At 39.4% G+C, this 17,891-nt stretch carries 15 protein-coding genes and 1 riboswitch; of the genes, 6 read left to right on the plus strand and 9 right to left on the minus strand.

From position 1 onward, the window contains the following. Positions 1-3: 3 nt before the first annotated feature. From BCU84_RS15255 to queG, 3 genes are all read left to right on the plus strand, one after another. On the plus strand, positions 4-1,929 hold the full coding sequence (locus BCU84_RS15255; RefSeq protein ID WP_102528930.1) for a diguanylate cyclase: 1,926 nt from the start codon (positions 4-6) through the stop codon (positions 1,927-1,929). Next, positions 1,926-3,920, plus strand: a complete 1,995-nt coding sequence (locus tag BCU84_RS15260; RefSeq protein WP_102528931.1) for a diguanylate cyclase — start codon at positions 1,926-1,928, stop codon at positions 3,918-3,920. The genes BCU84_RS15255 and BCU84_RS15260 overlap by 4 nt, the downstream gene beginning before the upstream one ends. Positions 3,921-4,066: 146 nt before the next feature. Then, positions 4,067-5,215 carry a tRNA epoxyqueuosine(34) reductase QueG gene (gene queG / locus BCU84_RS15265; protein ID WP_102528953.1) on the plus strand — a complete coding sequence of 383 codons (1,149 nt, stop codon included), beginning with the start codon at positions 4,067-4,069 and terminating at the stop codon, positions 5,213-5,215. Positions 5,216-5,402: 187 nt separating this feature from the next. On the opposite strand, the gene BCU84_RS15270 is transcribed toward queG, so the two are convergent. Further along, entirely contained in the window at positions 5,403-5,612 is a 210-nt protein-coding gene (locus BCU84_RS15270) for a dodecin (RefSeq protein ID WP_102528932.1), read from the minus strand. 585 nt (positions 5,613-6,197) lie between these two features. On the opposite strand from BCU84_RS15270, the gene BCU84_RS15275 reads away from it, so the two are divergent. Continuing rightward, the gene (locus tag BCU84_RS15275; RefSeq protein WP_102528933.1) at positions 6,198-7,109 is read left to right on the plus strand and encodes a LysR family transcriptional regulator; all 912 of its coding nucleotides are present in this window, start codon (positions 6,198-6,200) and stop codon (positions 7,107-7,109) included. A 96-nt stretch (positions 7,110-7,205) separates the two neighbouring features. Here the strand turns inward: BCU84_RS15275 and BCU84_RS15280 are convergent, their stop codons facing one another. From BCU84_RS15280 to BCU84_RS15305, 6 genes are all read right to left on the minus strand, one after another. Continuing rightward, entirely contained in the window at positions 7,206-7,958 is a 753-nt protein-coding gene (locus BCU84_RS15280; RefSeq protein WP_102528934.1) for an HDOD domain-containing protein, read from the minus strand. A 184-nt stretch (positions 7,959-8,142) separates the two neighbouring features. After that, positions 8,143-10,122: a TonB-dependent receptor gene (locus BCU84_RS15285; protein WP_102528935.1), complete on the minus strand. Its 1,980-nt coding sequence runs from the start codon at positions 10,120-10,122 to the stop codon at positions 8,143-8,145. A 138-nt stretch (positions 10,123-10,260) separates the two neighbouring features. Further along, a riboswitch (cobalamin riboswitch) is annotated at positions 10,261-10,499 on the minus strand. A gap of 243 nt (positions 10,500-10,742) precedes the next feature. Beyond that, complete coding sequence (locus BCU84_RS15290) at positions 10,743-11,399, minus strand: hypothetical protein (protein WP_102528936.1); 657 nt, start codon at positions 11,397-11,399, stop codon at positions 10,743-10,745. 108 nt (positions 11,400-11,507) lie between these two features. Beyond that, a complete protein-coding gene (locus BCU84_RS15295) occupies positions 11,508-11,825 on the minus strand; it encodes a DUF3622 domain-containing protein (protein ID WP_102528937.1) in 318 nt (105 codons plus the stop codon). A 108-nt stretch (positions 11,826-11,933) separates the two neighbouring features. Beyond that, positions 11,934-13,862, minus strand: a complete 1,929-nt coding sequence (locus BCU84_RS15300; protein WP_102528938.1) for a U32 family peptidase — start codon at positions 13,860-13,862, stop codon at positions 11,934-11,936. Between the two features lie 141 nt (positions 13,863-14,003). Continuing rightward, positions 14,004-14,570 carry a phosphoribosyltransferase family protein gene (locus BCU84_RS15305; protein WP_102528939.1) on the minus strand — a complete coding sequence of 189 codons (567 nt, stop codon included), beginning with the start codon at positions 14,568-14,570 and terminating at the stop codon, positions 14,004-14,006. A gap of 205 nt (positions 14,571-14,775) precedes the next feature. Between BCU84_RS15305 and BCU84_RS15310 the strand changes: the two genes are divergently transcribed. Continuing rightward, positions 14,776-15,423, plus strand: a complete 648-nt coding sequence (locus tag BCU84_RS15310; RefSeq protein WP_102528954.1) for a DNA-J related domain-containing protein — start codon at positions 14,776-14,778, stop codon at positions 15,421-15,423. Between the two features lie 189 nt (positions 15,424-15,612). Further along, positions 15,613-16,359, plus strand: a complete 747-nt coding sequence (locus tag BCU84_RS15315; RefSeq protein ID WP_241906454.1) for a thiol:disulfide interchange protein DsbA/DsbL — start codon at positions 15,613-15,615, stop codon at positions 16,357-16,359. A 199-nt stretch (positions 16,360-16,558) separates the two neighbouring features. On the opposite strand, the gene BCU84_RS15320 is transcribed toward BCU84_RS15315, so the two are convergent. Continuing rightward, positions 16,559-17,089 carry a cytochrome b/b6 domain-containing protein gene (locus BCU84_RS15320; RefSeq protein ID WP_102528940.1) on the minus strand — a complete coding sequence of 177 codons (531 nt, stop codon included), beginning with the start codon at positions 17,087-17,089 and terminating at the stop codon, positions 16,559-16,561. 128 nt (positions 17,090-17,217) lie between these two features. Further along, on the minus strand, positions 17,218-17,739 hold the full coding sequence (hemG, locus tag BCU84_RS15325; RefSeq protein ID WP_102528941.1) for a menaquinone-dependent protoporphyrinogen IX dehydrogenase: 522 nt from the start codon (positions 17,737-17,739) through the stop codon (positions 17,218-17,220). Between the last annotated feature and the right edge of the window lie 152 nt (positions 17,740-17,891).

Below are 17,891 nucleotides of genomic sequence, written 5' to 3' on the forward strand. Positions count from 1 at the left end.
ACCTTGCAGAAACTTATTCGTTGTCGCAAAAATACACACTACCTCATCGGTTTAGTTTTATTTATTTTAATGTTTGTCGGCCAATTACCATTTAAAGCCGATGCAAATACTTTAGAAAATGAAGCAGCTGATGAATTGTTTAGTCAGTTTGAAAGTGATCAACTGACGAGCTCATTATATATTGATGAAAAACTACTAGAACTTAAAGCCTTGATTGCTGAGGATGACCACCAAAGATGGCAGCAGTATAAAACACTAACCTGCCCGCATATTCCTTCCGGCGAGCCAGATGAGCTACAAGATTTTGTAAATGAAACTGATGACTTAGCATCAAGAAGCTTTTCGGTCCCCTCTACACCTGTGTTATTAAATTTGTGCCGCGCAAGAGCTTTTATGTATTTAGGCGATTTGCAGCAAGCAGCTCAAATTAATCAAGATGTGTTAACTCAAGTACAAACACTCCAAGATGCAAAATTAACTGCTGATGCGTACTTCTCTATTGGTCAGTTAAGCTTATTTAAAGGGCAATTTATAGGTGCAATTGACAATTTGTCATTGTCTTTTGAGCTATATCAGCAACTTGGGTATTGGAACACTGCCAATATTAATATTATCTCTCTAGCAAGTTCATATCGACGCTTAGGCGATAACAAAAAAGCCCTCTATTACTACAATATTGTTGAAGAGCATTTCACCAAAAATGATAAACCTAACTTACTGGCTATCGTCGAGCAGTCATTAGCTTACATCAAGCTAGATAACGGCGATTATCAAGAGTCTCTTGATTACTTTGAAAAAATATATGCTGTGGCCAATACTGCTAATAATCCCTTATACGCAGCAGAAATGGCGGTAGATATGTCAGCTCCGCTCATTAAACTAAATCGTTTAGATGAAGCTGAGCGTTGGCTAAATCAAGCACAGCCTTTAATTACGCCAATTAATTACTCTCACTTCGGCTATATGCATGCCTATTACCTCGAATTACGGTTACACCAAGGACGATACCTGGAAGCAATCGAGCATTTTAATCAAGCAAAGAACAGTTTTGACAAATATAACAATAAGAAAGGGTTAACAATTATCTATCCCATCATTGCTGAGTTATTTGCCGAAAAAGGCGACTTTAAATCAGCAAACCATTGGCACCATGAATTTCTTACTGTTCACAATCAAATGGATGAAGCCGCTTGGGCGACGTTTAACTCAGAAATGCGTATCCGCTTTGACTCACACCAACTTGAAAAACAACAAAAACAATTGATTGAATTTCAAACCCTAAAAGCCACTCAGCTTGAAGCCTTAACAAAGAAACAGCAGCTGCAATATGTCGCTATAGCCTTAACCTTTATTTTGCTGGTGATATTAGCGTTCTTCTTTATAAAATTAATTAGAAAGTCTATACAATATAAACAGTTAGCATTAACCGATCCGTTAACCGAGGTGCCAAATCGACTTTATGCTTATAAAGTGACTAAGCATTTATTTCGAAAAAAGCAGGCATTTTCGATTCTACTGGTCGATGTCGACCACTTTAAAGCGGTTAATGATAATTATGGTCATGATGTCGGTGATATATCATTGCAGTTAATCGCCCACACTATCAGTGAAGTTTGCCGTAAAGAAGACACCTTGGCCCGAATAGGAGGTGAAGAATTCCTCCTACTTATGCCTAATGCGCAAGCTGAAGATGCGATAAGTTTGGCTAGAAGAGTAAACAATCAAGTTAAGTTAATTGATACTGATTCATTGTCTATGAGCGAATGTTTTACTGTCAGTATCGGCATTGCAACAACAAGCAATGAAACAAGTATTTCCCCATTACTTAAAAAAGCAGATATCGCACTTTATCAAGCCAAAAATGCAGGCCGAGATGGCTATGTGAATTATCAAAGTCCAGTTGATTTTCAGCGAGAGGACGGCCAATGATGCACTTTCTGATGCTTCGGATTTATAGCCTACGCCAAATGGTATGTCTTATCACGTTTGTACTCTTTTTCAACGTGACCTTGCCCGTATCTGCAACAGAACAAAAAGGGGCTAACGAAGCGACTCAAGCATTCGATAACCCTGAGTTTGAACAGATATTTATATTAATCGATAATGGCGATATCAATGATGCTAGTTACCCTAACCTCATTGACGAAATGGCGCAGCTTATTGATGATGGCGATATTGCTCGTACTTACCGCTTACTGCCCAAACAATGCTTAGCGTATAATTTTTTAGAAGAACAACAAAACCTAAATGCGCAAAAATTCTTAACCGATGTTTATCAGCGTTACTCTGAGATGCCAGCCGACATCAGAATCAACCTCAAACTTTGCGAGGCGACCTTACTTCGCTATCGAGGAGAAATTACTGATGCCAACCAGATGGTGCAACAAGCCCTTATTGATGCACAGCAAATAAATGATCAGCGCCTGACAGCAGATGCATACTCCATCTTAGGTCAAATCGCCTCCTACACAGGTGATTTCGCCGTTGCCCTTAAGAATTTACTCCAAGCTTATGAGGGTTATCAAAAGCTCAAGTTAGTGACTTTAGAACGTTTAACTTTACTTGATCTTGCGATTACTTACCGCCGCTTAGGCGAAACAGAAAACGCTCTCAAATATTATTCCCAGCTCGAACAAGCCTTTAGCGATAGCGATCAAATAGCTCTAGTTATGCTAGTCAAAAATGACATGGCGTATGCTTTTGAAGATATTGATGAATTTCAAAAAGCCGCTGATTACTATTTAGCTATTTATAATTATTACCAAGAAACTCAAAGCGACCCAACATTTGTCGCCCGTGTTGCTGTGGATATGTCCTCAGCGCTCATCCAACTTGAACAGTATCAACAAGCACTAGACTATTTATATAAATACGAAGCCATCATTAGCCCATCGGTTGATACCCATTATAGCTTTTTACATCTATATAAAGCCCAAGCAAAACATGGCTTAAAGTTAACAAAGGAAGCACTGCCTCACCTTGAAAAAGCCACTGTCGGCTTTAATAAAAACCACAATAAACGTGGCCATGAAATGCTACTTAAACTCAAGGTTGAAATTTTTGAATCTTTGGAACAGTGGCAACAAGCTTATCAAGCGCAACTTGCACTGTATGAAATCCATTTAAAGTTAGATAAAGCCCTTGAAAATCAAGCTAGCACAGAAATGCGGGTTAAATTTGATAGTGAAAAAATAGAAGCTGAAAATGCAGAGTTAGTGGCATATCACGAGTTGAAAGATCAACAATTCATCATTCAACAAGACAATGAAAGGCTGCAAATTTTAACGCTGGCTCTAGGCTTTGCATCCGTATTATTACTCATCATTTTTAGTCTTTATTTTAATAAAAAGTCTCAACAATTAAAGCAACTTGCATTAACCGATTTATTAACCCAATTACCCAATCGATTAAGCTTTTATCGCAATGCACAAAATACATTTACCCGATTGTCAGAGCGCCAACAACCATTGTCTATTATCTCTATCGATATCGATCACTTTAAGCTCGTTAATGATCAACATGGTCATGACACTGGCGATAAAGTTCTCAAAGCTGTAGCTCAAATTTGCTTAGAAAACTTATCTGTTGTCCATTTGTCAGAACAACATTCATCTATGACGCGTAAAAGTCATACCGGTAGAAGTCATATCGGTCGTGTCGGTGGTGAAGAGTTTTTAATACTGCTACCCAATGCGCGATCTCAAGCTGCAATTAACCTAGCCCAGTCCATTCTAAATGACATACATTCATTTGATTTTAGCCATATTAGCGAAAACCTTTCTGTCACGATTAGCGCAGGGGTAGCAACGTTTAAAGATGAAACCACCCTGACAGAGTTAATCAAAAAAGCAGATAAGGCGTTATATCGAGCAAAAAATCAAGGCCGTAATCAGGTAGTTTACTTTCATGATGATGCCTAAGACGATAGCGAGTATAATAACTCTTAGTCATCATAAATCACTGTTACTCCTGCATGCCAAATTCTAAAACTGATACTCAAATTGAGCATCAACCATCTGTTGAATCGTCAAGATTATTAACGGTTGAATCGAGTCTCAGCCGTGAGATGACTTCGCTAGAATTATCTGAGCTTTCGCTACAAATAAAAAACTGGGCGCAGGAATTAGGCTTTGCTCAATTAGGGATTACGGATACTGACCTTAAAGCTGAAGAACCCAAACTGCAACAATGGCTTGATAATGGTTATCATGGTGAAATGAGTTATATGGCGAATCACGGCATGATGCGTGCGCGCCCCCATGAGCTGCATCCAGGCACTATACGTGTGTTAAGTGCCAGAATGGATTACTTACCCCCAGAAGCTGGATTTGCCAGTAACCTATCGAATCCTAACTTAGGTTATATCTCCCGCTACGCTGGTGGCCGTGATTATCATAAGTTAATTCGTAAACAACTCAAAAAACTGGGTGATAGAATTGTTGCCCATTGCCAACAAATCGGCGTGACAGGTATTGATTTTAGACCCTTTGTCGATTCAGCACCTGTGCTTGAAAGGCCACTAGCCGAAAAGGCCGGCTTGGGCTGGACCGGTAAACATTCGTTATTACTAAACCCCGATGCTGGCAGCTGGTTTTTTTTAGGTGAAGTGTTAATCAACTTGCCACTACCGATTGATATCCCACTCAATCAAAGCTGTAATACTTGTGTAGCCTGCATAAAGTCATGCCCTACCAATGCGATTCTTGACAATAATGTAGTTGATGGTCGGCGATGCATTTCCTATTTAACTATCGAACTACAAGGTGCTATTCCTGAAGAGTTTCGACGCGCTATTGGTAACCGTATTTATGGTTGTGATGATTGCCAGCTCGTGTGTCCTATCAATGCCAAAGCACCGTTAACTCAGCAAGCCGATTTCCACATTCGCAATCAGTTAATTCAGCCAGAATTATTAACCTTATTTGCTTGGTCAGAGAAGCAGTTTTTGTCATTAACCGAAGGCAGCCCTATAAGACGTATCGGCCATAAAAACTGGCTCAGAAATATTGCTGTCGCACTGGGTAATGCGCCTTTTAATAATGATATCGTGACCGCACTTAATGCACGCAAACAATCTGATGAAGTTGATGACATGGTCAGTGAACATATTGACTGGGCACTCAAACAACACTCACAAGCTCATGCTGAGTTAATCAGCCGTAAGACACTGCGAGTGGTTCGAGCTATTGAGAAAGGCTTACCACGAGATGCATAGTAAATACGGCTTGTTGTTCAAATAGGTCATGACTTACCACTATGACCACAACACCTTGATCACAACATCTTGAACACAACACCTTCAGTCAAAATAGTTGTGGGATAAATTTTAAGCTCAGCAGTAAGTAACCACTGCTGAGCTTTTTCGTTTAGACGCGACTCAAGTGAATTGATTATTGAACGTATTAACTTTGATCTAAGGTAAAGCCTACCTTGACGGTCACTTGCCAATGGGCAATCAAGCCTTCTTCCAAATGTCCTCTCGTTTCTACTACTTGAAACCAACGCATATGCTTAATAGATTTGTTCGCCGCAGAAATCGCATTCTTAATCGCATCATCCGAGCTAATGGGTGATGATCCTGTCAGTTCAATCAGTTTATAAGTATGGCTCATTATCACTCCGTCAGTATTGTTATGAACATTGACTGAGTATAGATAACCTATAAAAATCTGCGTAACTTCAAGATAATAAATGAACATGACTCTTATAGTTAACAATAAACTCTGAAGTGGCTTTGCCTGCCACAGCCCTAGTAGATTAAGACTACAACGGTCTCACTTGAGGCTTTAAGCACTCATGGTTAGTTGCTTTATTCAATACGGTCGCTTAATTCAATACGGTCGCTTTACGTAAAATAACTGAACACAAGCTTGTGCTATTACGGCTTATCCTTTTGGTGATAACTCTTCGCTAAATGTTTTTTTAGGTCTTATTGTTAAAGATTCTTAAGCAATTCCATCTGAATATAGCGCTTTAGCACAGATATTTACTTGTTCACTACCATTTTCTTCAAACACTTAAAAAGCCTAAGTTTGTAATTTTTATATCAAAACAACCAATAAGTTAACAATTAACCTACATTTATGTAAATTAATTACACAGGCGTCTGGACGTCTAGAAGTTTATTGTGTTACTCTGCCATTAATCAATCGAATAGATTTCACCCGCAAGTTGAACAGAATTCATGTGAGGATAATATGATAGAGCTGAGACACCTTCGTACTCTTATGGCGCTTAAAGAAAGTGGTAGCCTTGCTGGTGCCGCGAAAAAACGTTTCGTCACTCAATCAGCGTTATCACATCAGATTAAAGAATTAGAAACCCGTATTAACTCATCTATTTTTATTCGAAAGAGTAAACCGCTGTCATTCACGCAAGAAGGCGCTAGATTATTAAATCTTGCTGAAGAAATTTTACCTAAAGTCATGGTGACTGAATCAGACCTTAAAAAGGGTTTGGATAGTGAGTCACAATCACTGAAGTTGGGTATTGAATGCCATAGCTGTTTTCGTTGGTTAATGCCGGTAACAGAAGCATTTAAACAACTTGCGCCCGATGGCAGAATTGATCTTTCAAGCCGACATCTTTTCGACTCATTAAATGCATTAGAAATGGGCGAACTCGATATAGTACTCACATCAGATCCTGTCCCTGGTCATGCACTGGCTTATCAGCACCTATTTGATTTTGAGGTAAAGTTAGTCGTGGCTAATGAAAACCCGCTGGCAAAAGAAGCTTTTATTAAACCAGAGCAATTAGCTAAGCAAACTTTGATTTCATACCCAGTACCATTGCAACGTCTGGATATTTATAAGCACTTTTTAGAGCCCGCTGGTGTTGAAGCCGGTGAGCAAAAGCAGTGTGACTTAACCGCAATGTTACTACAACGTGTCGCTTGCAATGACGGCATCGCAGCCTTACCAAGCTGGTCGATCAACGAAAGCCATGGGCTAAACCTTGCCTCAGTTAAATTAGGCGCTGAAGGGTTAAAGCGACCACTATTTGCGGCTTATCGTCGTAATGCTGCCAATACCACATTAATCCAAAAGTGGTTAACCTTAGTGGCTGCTGAAGGCTTGAAATTACAACGTTTAAGTCAGCAACACTAAAGCTGAGGCTTCCATCATACGAAAGTTAACACATAAAAATGCCACTCATTGAGTGGCATTATTGTTTGAAGGTTTTATATTCACTCTTACTGAAGGTTATTCAAACTCAGCAAGAGGGTTTATCAATACATTACGCTTAGCAAGCACATGCCTTAACACCATGCCTGCCGAGTTAGGATTATCTGTTTGATTAATATTATGGGCGACCATAAATTCGTTACGTAAGTCATCATCTAAACCTAATGCTTCAAAAGCTTCAATAGACAAACTTTGCTGCTGAGTATCAATTAAGGTTTTGATCACTTGCAATGCAATCGCTTTCTCTGAAGCATCATTCAAAAATGCAAACGCACTTAAGGTAATCACTTGGCCAAAGACACTGAATAGCGCCAATGTTTGCACTTCATCAGCGTCGATATCTATGGGTTGGTCACTTTCTTCAATATCACGTAAATGTTGAACCGCATCAACAGCAATATTCTCTGTTAACGTCCAGTAACCCTTTACCAATTTGCTATAAGGCTCTTTTAGTTCATCTAAACGTTCTTTTAAATAGAATGAGAAAGCATAACGGTAGATATTAACTTGGCCTAAACGGATAAGCGCATCTTTGATACTGCGATTTTTAGTCGAAATAATACCACCAGCTTGAGCGGTATTACTGCGCCATAATAAATGGGCTGCTAAAGCAGGATCACTTGAAACAATATCAATGAGAATACGAATATCAGCTTCATTAATAAGTGCTTTCTTTAAAGGGATCAAAATACCGCGTCGACCGATCACCTGCTCTTCGTTGCCAATAATGGCTTTGACTTGAGTTAGCACTTGTTGCTCAAGGTAGGTCATATTGTACTGCTTCCCTTTAATCATTTTTATATATCTAGTAGGGAATTTATCCACATAAGCGGCACTAAGGTCAAGTAATTAATCCGTAATCAAACAAAAAGCCGACAAGCAATTTGTCGGCTTTAGGTTTTTAGTCAATTACACTGCTATGCCTAAGCATAACTGTGTATTAAACAAACAAGCTTTAGAAGCGGTATCCTGCAGTCAAACGAATTGAGCGGCCATTACCTGAGTAGTAACCGTTGCCCCAATCAGAATAGTATCCAGCACTGACATATTGTTCATCAAATAAATTATCTACACGTAAGCTCGCTTGCCATGCATGACGTTGATAATTTATCGCTATGTTCGTCAGTACATAACTATCGAGCTTATCATCTTGGTTGGCGTTATCCCCCTCCATGAAGCGCTCTCCGGTATAAGCGCCTTCTACAAAGACATTCACATGCTCATCAAAGTCGTAATTCACAAAGCTGCGACCAGAATGCTTAGCCACCCAAGAAAGTGCTTTGCCTTGGTTTTCGCCTTGTGTGAATTCAGCATCAATGTAATTGTATTCAACACCCCAAAGCCAGCTTTTAGCTAACGTGAGCTCGTATTTACCGCTAACACCATAACGACGAGATGCATCAGCATTAACATTTGCGCCATCAAAATTTCCCCCATCTGGCTTTTGGGCACTTGGGTCCCAGACAATTTCATCTTCAAGATCGAGTCGATACGCATTGATACTGGTTACTGAGTTTTTATGATTCCAATCCCATCCAGCTTCATATGAACGCCCAACTTGTGGCTTTAATCCAACCGTGCCTTTTTCGGTATAGGCTTGCTCATCGACTTTGGCAAAACGAAAATTATCATCAGCACGAATATATAAACGATGTGCTTGGTTTGGACGATAGTTTAAACCCAATTCAAGCGCGTGAGCATCTTGGTCTAAGTCAATGCCTTCGGGGTACACACCTATATCAACCAGCTCGTCTTCTGCTTTGGCATAGCGTCCACCAACCACATAAGATAAGGTTTTTGTTAATGGCACTGTGGCTTGTACAAATGCACTATATTGGGTTTGTTTGTTACTGCGGCCCATAGAGGTAAAGTCAGCTTCACCAATAAGTAAGTCTAACCCTGTTACTAATGACATTTCGCCATTTTCGAGTTGATACTTGGCTACCGCTTTTGGCAAAAAGCTAAATTGACTGCGCAAGTTACGACTAGGACTCCAAATGTTGCCTGTACTTAACGTATCGGTATAGCTTGCCTCAGCATTAACTGCCCATTGTTCGTTTAACTGATGTTGATAACCAGAACGTACCGAGGTCGTCATTTCATGTGTATATTGACTGTCATTATTATTTGAGGCGCGAGGATCATCGTTAAATTCATCTTCACTTATTGCCCCTGGTACTAAACGATTATCATCGTAATAGCTGCCTTCAATAAAAAAGTCTTGAGTGGCTGTTTGATATTGAAGCCGACCTAAAATTGACCCCGTGTCGCTTTCATTGTTATGGCGATAATTGTCAGACTGGTTATAGCTGCCAGATAAAAAATAACGCCAATCATCATTTATTGCGCCAGCAATATCCCCTTTCGCTTCATAAGTATTAAAGCTTCCGCCAGAAAGCTGCACTCCACCACCGGTACCGTTAGGGGCTTTAGTAATAATGTTAATAACACCGCCTACGGCTTGATCTCCATATAAAACACCGGCACTACCCGATAGGATTTCAACTCGCTCTATTTGGTTTAAAGGCACAGAACTAATACTTGGGCTGGCAATATCAATATTATTTAAACGACGACCATCCACAAGTATCAATGTATTGTTTGCTGCTTGTGAGGCTGTAAAACCGCGCATAGAAAAACTAGCACCAGAGCCGTTATCTGCAACTTGAATGCCGCTATGATTGCGTAGAAGTGTAATTAAGTCTGTTGCACCGCTCATTGCGATTTCTGCAGCATCAATAACATTGACGTTTGCGGCAATATTTATAGGTGCAGCCTCTGAACGACCAATAACCACAATGGTTTCGTCTGGTTTAATCTTGTCAGTCGTTTCAGCATAAGCTGATGTAGCAAGAGACATTGAAGCAATAGAGGCAGCTGAAAAGCTTAATACTAAGCTAAGTGCTGTTGCGATTTTTGTTGGATTAGTACCCATTTACCTTTAACTCCTAAAAGGAAAAATGGGGCATAGTTGCCGCAGCATAAAGCATCTTGTGATCCCAATAGCACGCATAAGCGCTATAGCATTCACAATGACGAAAAAAGGCTACATTTCGAGATCTGCCCACCGAAATCTCAAAATCATTTTTTGGGCCGGTCTCCGGACTCAGGTTGATGCCATGTATCATGACAAACGAAGCTGAATTTTTAACGTCGCTTTTGCTGGTTAATTATCAGCAAACAAGCTTACGCACTCAGATCTCACCATTACCGTTGCGGGGGCAGCACTAGATTTTCACTAGTTTCCCGATTATCCCTTAGCTGCTTATCTATTGATAAACGCCGATAGGCACCACAAAAAATTGACTATAAATAACTCTCATTGAGGTCATATAACATTGTTATGTTTGCTTAAATGCAAGTCCATATAACAATTGGCAGCATTATAACTGGTTAAAGTTACTTTTTAATATAAAGAATGAAGATCATTCATATTATTCAACGCTTAGTTATAAGGGTTGAATAATATGAAGGTGTCGCAATGAGACCTGCGCTAGGGGAATGGCTTAAATAATAAAACAGAGCACGACTTAGAATAGTCTCTATATCGAGTGCTTAACGCTGAAATTTAAGTTGCAGCATTTTAGAAATAAAATCACGATGATTTGAGCCATTAAGTGGCGGGTTAGATTCATTAAATACTTCCCCTCTCATCGATTTATGTAGCAGATACAAATCTTCTGTATCTTTTAATACCGCATAATAGCCAATTTCACCCTGACGAGTTCTCGCAGTCGCACCGCCATACATATTCTTCATATTGGTACAGCCGATAATGCCGTGAACGGCTTCTTTGCCACCAATTTGCGTCGTACCAAGCTGTTCATACGTCACACTGCCTTGGCAAGAATCTTTATAGGTATCAGCAAAACGATTAAGAAATTGAGTGCTATCAATATCGGTTGCCAACCCTTCAAATCCTTGAATACAGAATAAAGCAGACCAATCATTGAGGGATTCACCGGCAGGAACAAACTCAGCTTTATACATATTGCCTTTTTCTGAATTAAAGGCCATTTTCCAACCGACAGGCAGCTCAAATGACACTTTATTAGAAAAGATTGAAAGCTGTTTTTCTTCAGAACCGCCACCAGCATCTGAATTAGCTGTTATGGCGTTAATGTATGGTGGTGGCTCTTTGGCCACTACATTATTTGAAGGGCTCAATAACAACAGCCCCCCAGATATTATTAGGGTAGCGCTAGCTTTCATACCGAAATCATCCTTGGTATTGGTGCTGAAAGGTGAAACGTAGTTAATTCAAACAGAAATACAGCAACTATGTCACCAAAATGTTGTATTACTGTATTATTTTAACTGTTAATCTTCAAGCTCATCCGCTGAATCTGTCAAATCAATTTCACTAGACTCATTCGTTAATGCTTCTGCGGCAATGGCATCAGCAATTGATTTAGCTTTAATTTTCTTTTCAGTTTTACGTTTATTACGCTCAACTTGTGTAGTCATAAAGGCTGTTAGCTCTTTTTGACCCCATGCAACAGCTTCATCTTCTGTTGTAAAGCCATCATGGCTTTTTGACACGATTGTTTTAGTTGCACTCATACGACGAGTGATTTCTGTTTTAAAAGTATCGCCAACTGCTAATACTCTAAAATCGTACTTCTTACTTTTGCTCATTATTCGGTTTTTCCTAGCTGAACTCAGCTTAAATTAAGGTCGCGCAGTTTACGCGAACATTGTCTATTTCGCACTCATTTTGAGCACTTTTATCTTTAATCAATAAAATTACTGTTTTACTAATTGGTTTGAGCCAACAATCATCATTTCACATTTCTGACAATCAAAGACTAACTTCAATCTATCTTTACCAATATCTAACACCATAGGGTCGGCTTTAATCCCTTCAACTTCTTTAGGACATAAGTTAAAGCTGTAGCGCAAACAATGCTTAGTCACCATTAATGGTGCATCGGTTAGTACTTGGTTTTTCTCGTAAGTATCTTCCATTTGAATTACGCCATGCTGCTCGTAAAACTCACGAGACTTATCATTGGCCACATTAGATAAAAAGCTTAAATACTTTTGCGGGAAACGCGCTTCTTTATCATGCTCGCCTCTAAGAGGCCGTTGATAACCATTAATACGTGCTTCATCAAAAGCTGCAATCGCATCGCGGCGTAAACCATTAATCACTGAAGCCGGTAAAAACCAACGATTAGCGCAATTAACTTGCAACTGGTTTAAACGGTAATCACTGTTACCTAATTTACCTAACTGAGTCCGTAAATTCGCATCCGCTTTGGCATAATCTTTTGCAGGCTCTTTCGCCCACTCAAGTTCAATTGTCACAGTGTGTTGATGGTTATCCGACACCGTTAAGGCAATACCTTGTTCGGTATCATCTAACACCATATCAACCATAATTTTACGACTGGCAGAGTCTTTTGATAATAACGCATCAAACTGATGGTCGAAGTTTCTAAATAACTCCACACCCACTTTTAGATCTTTGCTGACATCAGTTAAAAATAAAGTATTACCATCAGCGCGGTTAACCCGTAAGCCTTTGGTTTTATTATCTGACAAGCGTTGTTTCTGATAACCATCAATGAAGAAACACAAGCCATCACCATTATTAAACTCAATGGTTTTACCGGCTTTTGCACTGTCGACTTTAATAAAGTCTCGGCCAACACCCACAATAGTACCGACCTTTTCACCAATGTATTTGGGTGAACTAAAATGCTCAATTAAGGCAGTGCGTTGATTAATAAAGTAATCTGTTTTACCTCGGTTAAAGCTTTTTTCAGGATCAGGTGTGAAAGTAAATTCGCTGCGACCATGAGACATTGACTCAAGATCATTGCGGCGATCAATAATCGCATCAAGCTGTTGACGATAATGTGCGGTGACATTTTTGAGGTAACTGATGTCTTTTAAACGACCTTCAATTTTAAATGACGTCACGCCAGCATCAATCAAAGCTTCTAAATTCTCAGTTTGGTTATTATCTTTAAGGGATAATAAATGCTCATTTTCAGCTAATACTTCACCATCACGAGTCGACAAATCACAAGGAAGACGACACATTTGTGAGCACTCACCACGGTTAGCACTGCGATTAGAAAAGGCATGACTGATATTACATAAACCGCTGTAGCTGACACATAATGCGCCATGGACAAAGTATTCTAATTTAAGTTTTGTTGTATCAGAAATTTGCTTAATCTGCGGTAAGTTTAACTCACGGGCTAACACCACTTGCGAGAAGCCTACCTGTTCTAAAAACACCGCTTTTTCAGGCGTACGATTATCCATTTGAGTACTGGCATGCATTGCAATTGGCGGTAAATCCAATTGCAGCAAACCCATATCTTGAATAATCAGCGCGTCCACGCCTGCTTCATATAACGACCAAATTAAGCTTTGTGCTTGCTCAATTTCGTCATCCATCAAGATGGTATTAAGCGCAACAAATACTTGCGCATGATAGCGATGAGCAAATTCTGCTAACCGAGCAATATCTTCAACACTGTTACCCGCATTATGGCGCGCGCCAAACGCTGGGCCACCAATGTAAACCGCATCTGCACCGTGACGAATGGCTTCGATACCATAGTCAGCATTTTTTGCAGGCGCTAAAAGCTCTAACTGTTTCTTTTCAGTAGGCTTAGTTACAGTTGATGCTGGCGAAAATATTTCTACAGAACTCATAATCAATGTTTATCTTTTTCTAGGTAATAAAAAATGCATCAAGATAGTAGCTAAACACGGACTAAAACCACGTGTATGTCACTATCATTGACGCACTGTTCAGCTTGCTAGTTTAGCAAAAAATAACCAGTTTCGCGGCTTTTACTTAAACAAATGCTGAATATTCTTAAAATCACTTTTACCTTCAGCGATTTCCTGCGGATTTAAACCTGAGACCTCATGAGGGAAAACTAACCACTCTTCCGATTCATGAATGAAGTAATCTGGTTTTAAATCAACCGCAGTATTTTTTGGCTTGTAGTAAGGACAAGCAACACGAATATCGGTAGGAATGTTTTTACGCATAAACTTTTGTAGTTTATCAATTAACGCATCAACACTACGACCTGAGTCAAATACGTCATCAACAATCAATAAACCGTCATCTGCATTGGCATTTTCAATGATGTAATGTAAGCCATGTACTTTAATTTTTTTACTTTGCTTATCAGTACCAATGCCATAGTAAGAAGAGGTTCTTACTGCGATATGATCGGTTTCGACATTTTTAAAATCATAGAATTCTTGAACGGCAATACCAATTGGAGCTCCACCACGCCAGATACCAACAATAAATTGTGGTCTAAAGCCACTGTCATAAACCTGCGCCGCAAGTTTAAAAGAATCTTCCAGTAGCTGTTGTGCACTGATGTAATGTTTATCTGTCATTGGTTTTGGCCCCTATCATTTTTATTGCGGCGAATTTTATACCAAATATGCAGGGTTTGTCTGTGAGGAATACGTTTAATCGACATATTTGTTAAACAAAATGAGCTTTAAGACTTAAATTAGACTTGAACAAAAAAACACCATTGACTCCTTTCATGTCTGTGGCATAGTAAATTTAATGCCAATTCATAGCGAAACCAACACTATGCTTGCAGCAAATGATGCGCAACTTCGTCAACAGTCTGAAACTGATAGATTATCTTTGAAAAGTGATAATCCGTTGATATGGCCCCTCCTCACTCTGCTTCAGAGTTCGTGTCAAAGCTGGAAAGTCCACCACCTTGCCAGTGAACTTCAACATAAAGGCTTAATGCATAATCTGGATCCTGAGCCTGAAAAAGACTTATTCAAACGTAATTTTTTACTAATGAACGCATTATTTGAACTACAAGCTTTGTTACTGCCCAATCAATGGCTACAAGTGCAAGCGATGGATATTCAAATTTTTAGAGTTCTACCCAATGATATCGCCCAGCAACAACATCATGATACGCCGTTAAAAGAGTATTATCTCGATTGGCAGCACTACGATACTTGTGCCAATGTGGTGAAAGAAATGCTGGAGTCCTTTTGGTCAAGTTATCAAGAGTATATTGGCGTCAATCAAGTATTAATGCATGACAGCCATGCACTGAGTATTTTTGAGTTAGATGCAAGCGCCACCAATAAAGATATTCGTAAGCAATGGCGTAAGCTTGCACTAAAACTTCACCCCGATCGCCCAGGCGGAGATGCACATCAGTTTCGTCAGGTTTGTGAAGCATGGCAAACTTTACGATCTAAAGCTGGATAGTACCTGACTTAGATGCAGCTATTTTTATAAGAAAGCCGCATCACATCACATATTTAACCCTGAAATAAATCATCGTTTAGGTCATAATTCTTGTTAATATTAAGGCAATTAAGTATTGGCTTAATTAAGACTATTTTAAGTTTTCTCGCAACTACCAGCGGGTAACGCGACACTTTTATTGAGGCTGAAATGATTAAGATTAAACCTATTGCATTTACTATGGCACTTGCGGCATTCACAATCGCCCTTACTGGCTGTGGTAAACCTGCTGAAGTCACTGCTGAAAAAGCTGTTGAAGTCACTGCTGAAAAAACTGTAGAAACAGTTGCTGTTCTTCCATCTAAATTTGTTGAAGGTCAGCATTACACTAAAATTTCTGATGGTCCAGCATCTAGCGAACCTAAGATTTCTGAGTTCTTTTCTTTCTACTGTCATAACTGTTACAACATGGAAACTAGATACCTGCCAGAAATCAAAGGTAACTTGAACAAAGAGATTGGCTTCGAAACTAAGCACGTTGACTTTATGAACAGCGAGATTGGTACTGAAGTTATGCGCGCATTAGCTGTTATTCATGAAGTCGGTAATGAAAAAGCGTTAAACGCTGCAATGTTCCAAGCGATTCAAGGCGAAGGTGGTCATCACGACCATAGTGCTCCAGGTCACAGCCATGACGAGCCAGAAATTAACAACCGTGACGACATCAAAAACGTATTTGCCGCAAACGGCGTTGATGCTGAAACTTATGACAAAATTGCAGATAGCGATGCAACTGATGCGAAGCTAGCACTATGGCGTCAACAGCAAGTCATGTTCCAAGTACAAAGTGTGCCTACATTTATCGTTAACGATAAGTACGCAATCAACATGAACGAAATGGCGACCTTAGGTGACTTAATTGATGTGATGAATTACTTAGCGTTAGAAAAGAAGTAACTCATTTAGCCATGAGCGCTACTCGCGCTCTTTAAGACATTAAAAAGCCCGACTTTAGCGATAAAGTCGGGCTTTTTGTATCTGTATTTTTATCTCTGTCTTTTTATAAATGCCGTTTATAAATGCCGTTTGTAACAAACACTAGGTAATCTCGGACAAAAATAATAATCGGTAAACCACTATCATAACTTCAGCTGTGTTATGAGTTACGCACCATGTCGATAATATGAAATGCAGCAAACACAATATGGATCATTAAAAAGCCAACAAACCCTTGCGCAAACATAATGTGGTATTTACGCCACATCAAAGCATCACTGGAGCCTTGTAGAATAAACCAAGCAATCCCCGTAATACTGACTAACGCCATTAATAGTAAGCCAATACCTTCCACGATACTGAAAATACCTTTACCGCCAGAACTCGGTAACTTGCCCTGCTTTAACTGCTTAATTTCATCGATGCATTGGGAAAAATCTAATCTTAACCACGGAAAGAACTGACGCCAATGGCCATTGAGTAAGTTTTTCAACAAAAACAGCAATCCGAAAATCGCTGCGATTAAGCCAATATAAACATGTAAGCTATCCCAAATACTTGCCTTAGCACGTAATCGGCTACCAATTAAAATCCACGGACTCGTCACTACCAGAAAAATACTTAACGTGATCACAATGACATGAAGCTTTTCTGATATCAGCTTGACAAATTTTGATGATTTTAGGCTCATATTGTTCCTTGTTGCATTCCTAACTAAGGGCTTGGTTCTTCATTTAGCGTTAAGTGCTGTATGAGGCTTAATAATGCAAGTCATTTAATCAATAAAGCCAACAAGTACATTGTTGGCTTTAAACTTATTTACGCTGACTGAATTTGCGCGACGTAGTTATCTACCTTCACCCAATCAGTATATTCAACTTTGGTATTTGGATCCGTTGGGCCTTTAGTTATCCACATAATGAAACGAATGATATTGCGATCCATCGGGCCATAAAATTGATAATCTAAATTGCCACCAAACACTTCTAATACCTTAGGTTGCCATTCACTTTGTTTTAAAAAGGCCTGCATGTACATATTGGTATCTGGTGTATTTTTACCTGGTTTTCTGGCCACTAAACTCACTGAAAAGAATCCATTAGCCTTGCTATCAAGCACCTCTTTGTTATCAGCAACAAACTGATAAAGTTCAGGGCGATGTTTACCATGGCGAATACTGGCACCGATAAAGACTTTATCAAAAGCAGTTAAATCAGGCTTATCTTCAAGTGCTGCAAGGGTGACGGTTTCACCTGCTGCGGTGAGCTTATCTTGCATGTAATCGCAAATCTTACGGGTTTGACCGTGGACAGTTGAATAGATAATTAGAATATTGCTCACGTTCACCTCGACGATAATAAAGAAAAAGCAGTTACGATTATTAAACCGTTAACGACTCAGCAAGATTTTATCCAACCATGCTATTACATCTAATCTTAATAGAAAGCGAAATATAATTACATGGATCAGATCACGCCAAATTAGCAACATCG

The organism is Shewanella sp. 10N.286.51.B7 (genome assembly GCF_002873615.1).
Taxonomy (GTDB): Bacteria; Pseudomonadota; Gammaproteobacteria; order Enterobacterales; family Shewanellaceae; genus Shewanella; species Shewanella electrodiphila.